Raw genomic sequence first — 3,089 nt, 5'->3', positions numbered from 1 at the left:
ACACGGTGGGGCGGGCGCCGTCCGGCGGACGGCGTCCGCTCGTCACTCGCCGGAGCGGTGCAGCACCTCGGTGAGCTTGTTGGCCGCGGCGACCACGGCGGCCGAGTGCAGCCGGCCGGGCTGCCGCGAGAGCCGCTCCACGGGCCCGGACACGCTGACGGCCGCCACGACCCGGCCCGACGGGCCGCGCACGGGCGCCGAGACCGATGCCACACCGAGCTCACGTTCTGAGACCGACTGTGCCCATCCCCGGCGTCGGACACCGGAGAGGATCGTGGCCGTGAACGTGGCGTCACGCAGGCCGCGGTGGAGCCGGTCCGGCTCCTCCCAGGCGAGCAGGACGTGCGCCGCGGAGCCCGCGCTCATGCTGAGCGTGGCGCCCACGGGGATGGAGTCGCGCAGGCCGACCGGGCGCTCGGCGGCGGCGACGCACACGCGGTGGTCACCCTGCCGGCGGTAGAGCTGCGCGCTCTCGCCCGTGTGGTCCCGCAGCGCTATGAGCACCGGGTTCGCTGCGGCCAGGAGGCGGTCCTCACCGGCGGCCGTAGCCAGCTCGTTGAGTCGCGGACCCAGCACAAATCGTCCCTGCATGTCCCGTGCCACCAGGCGGTGATGCTCCAGAGCCACCGCCAGGCGGTGCGCCGTCGGGCGAGCCAGGCCGGTGGAGGAGACGAGCTGCGCCAGGGTGGCCGGGCCGGCCTCGAGTGCCCCGAGGACGGACGCCGCCTTGTCCAAGACGCCGACTCCGCTAGTATCGTCCATACCGCGATATTGCCGTCTCGGAACGTGAGATTGCAAGTCGAGGCCCAAAGTTGTTTCAGACAGAGGTAGTTTTGACAGGGAGGCGAACCGCAATGGCCGGCACGCTGGCGGAGAAGGTCTGGGAAGCGCACCTCGTGCGTCGGGGCGAGGACGGCTCGCCTGATCTTCTCTACATCGACCTGCACCTGGTCCACGAGGTCACGAGCCCGCAGGCGTTCGAGGGTCTGCGCCTTGCCGGTCGGCAGGTGCGGCGACCCGACCTCACGATCGCGACCGAGGACCACAACACCCCCACGCTCGACATCGACCGGCCGATCGCCGACGCGACGAGCCGCACGCAGATCGAGACGCTGCGCGCCAACGCCAAGGAGTTCGGCGTCCGGCTGCACAGCCTCGGTGACGCGGACCAGGGCATCGTCCACCAGGTGGGACCGCAGCTGGGGCTGACCATGCCCGGCCTCACCGTCGTGTGCGGCGACTCGCACACCTCGACGCACGGCGCGTTCGGCGCGCTGGCGTTCGGCATCGGCACGTCCGAGGTGGAGCACGTGCTCGCCACGCAGACGCTGCCGCTCGCGCCGTTCAAGACCATGGCGATCACGGTCAACGGCGCGCTGCCCGCCGGCGCGACGTCCAAGGACATCATCTTGGCGATCATCGCCAAGATCGGCACCGGCGGCGGCCAGGGCTACGTGCTCGAGTACCGCGGCGAGGCCATCCGGGCGCTGTCGATGGAAGCCCGCATGACCGTCTGCAACATGTCGATCGAGGCCGGCGCGCGCGCCGGCATGATCGCGCCGGACGAGACCACGTTCGAGTACCTCGAGGGCCGCCCGCACGCGCCCGAGGGCGAGGACTGGGACGCCGCCGTCGAGTACTGGAAGACCCTCCGGTCCGACGACGACGCGCAGTTCGACGCCGAGGTGGTGCTCGAGGCGGCCGACCTGGAGCCGTTCGTCACCTGGGGCACCAACCCGGGCCAGGGCCTGCCGCTGTCGGCGTCCGTGCCCGTCCCGGCGGACATCGCCGACGAGGACGAGCGCCTCGCGGCCGAGCGGGCCCTGGAGTACATGGGCCTCCAGGCGGGCACGCCGCTGCGCGACGTGAGCGTCGACACGGTGTTCATCGGCTCGTGCACCAACGGCCGCATCGAGGACCTGCGTTCCGTCGCGAAGGTCGTCAAGGGCCGGAGCAAGGCCGAGTCCGTCCGCGTCCTGGTGGTCCCGTCGTCGGCCCGCGTGCGCCTGCAGGCGGAGGCCGAGGGCCTCGACGTGATCTTCAAGGAGTTCGGCGCCGAGTGGCGCAACGCCGGGTGCTCCATGTGTCTGGGCATGAACCCGGACCAGCTCGCGCCGGGGGAGCGGTCGGCCTCGACGTCGAACCGCAACTTCGAGGGCCGGCAGGGCAAGGGCGGGCGCACCCACCTGGTGTCGCCGCTGGTGGCCGCCGCGACGGCGATCCGGGGCACGCTGTCCAGCGTGGGCGACCTGGACCTGCCGTACGACATCGACATCACCACGTTCGACGGCACGCCGCTCGACGGCGTGGGCGCCTCCCCGCTGGGTGAGTCCGTCGTCGTCGACCTGCCCGTTCCCGTAGCGATCCAGCCCGCGCTGCGCTGAGAGGACCACTGACCATGGAGAAGTTCACCACCCACACCGGCGTCGGCGTGCCGCTGCGGCGCAGCAACGTGGACACCGACCAGATCATCCCGGCCGTGTACCTCAAGCGGGTCACGCGCACCGGGTTCGAGGACGCGCTGTTCGCGGCGTGGCGCGGCGACCCGTCGTTCGTGCTGAACCAGGAGGCGTACTCCGCGGGGTCCGTGCTCGTGGCCGGCCCGGACTTCGGTACCGGATCGTCGCGCGAGCACGCCGTCTGGGCGCTCAAGGACTACGGCTTCCGCGTCGTGCTGTCCTCGCGGTTCGCCGACATCTTCCGCGGCAACTCGGGCAAGCAGGGCCTCGTGGCGGGCATCGTCTCGCCCGAGGACATCGAGATCCTGTGGAAGATCCTGGAGACCAAGCCGGGCACCGAGGTGACCGTCGACCTGGCGGCGAAGACCGCCACGGCCGACGACGTCACGGTGCCGTTCCAGATCGACGACTACACGCGGTGGCGGCTCATGGAGGGGCTCGACGACATCGGGCTGACCCTCCAGGAGGCCGACAAGATCACGGCGTTCGAGCAGACCCGGGCGTCGTGGCGCCCGAAGACGCTCCCGGCCCGGCACCTGCCGTCGGTCGAGATCGAGGCGGCCCGCCCGGTCTGACGGCCGGCGTCCGCGCCTACGCCCGTCGCGCCCCTGCTGCGGTCAGTCTCCTGAC

At 71.6% G+C, this 3,089-nt stretch carries 3 protein-coding genes; 2 read left to right on the top strand and 1 reads right to left on the bottom strand.

From position 1 onward, the window contains the following. Positions 1-42: 42 nt before the first annotated feature. Positions 43-762, bottom strand: a complete 720-nt coding sequence (locus ACFWEJ_RS28170; RefSeq protein ID WP_026365378.1) for an IclR family transcriptional regulator — start codon at positions 760-762, stop codon at positions 43-45. A gap of 92 nt (positions 763-854) precedes the next feature. Here ACFWEJ_RS28170 and leuC point away from each other — a divergent pair, with 92 nt between their 5' ends. After that, positions 855-2,384 carry a 3-isopropylmalate dehydratase large subunit gene (leuC, locus tag ACFWEJ_RS28165; protein ID WP_377232468.1) on the top strand — a complete coding sequence of 510 codons (1,530 nt, stop codon included), beginning with the start codon at positions 855-857 and terminating at the stop codon, positions 2,382-2,384. 14 nt (positions 2,385-2,398) lie between these two features. Next, positions 2,399-3,034, top strand: coding sequence for a 3-isopropylmalate dehydratase small subunit (gene leuD, locus ACFWEJ_RS28160; RefSeq protein ID WP_377232467.1), 636 nt, complete (start codon positions 2,399-2,401; stop codon positions 3,032-3,034). The last annotated feature ends 55 nt before the right edge of the window (positions 3,035-3,089 follow it).

Origin of the sequence: Promicromonospora sp. NPDC060204, assembly GCF_042728455.1 — a bacterium.
Taxonomy (GTDB): Bacteria; Actinomycetota; Actinomycetes; order Actinomycetales; family Cellulomonadaceae; genus Promicromonospora.
Note: the sequence above shows the minus strand (reverse complement) of the source record. Positions and strands in the feature narration are given on the sequence as shown.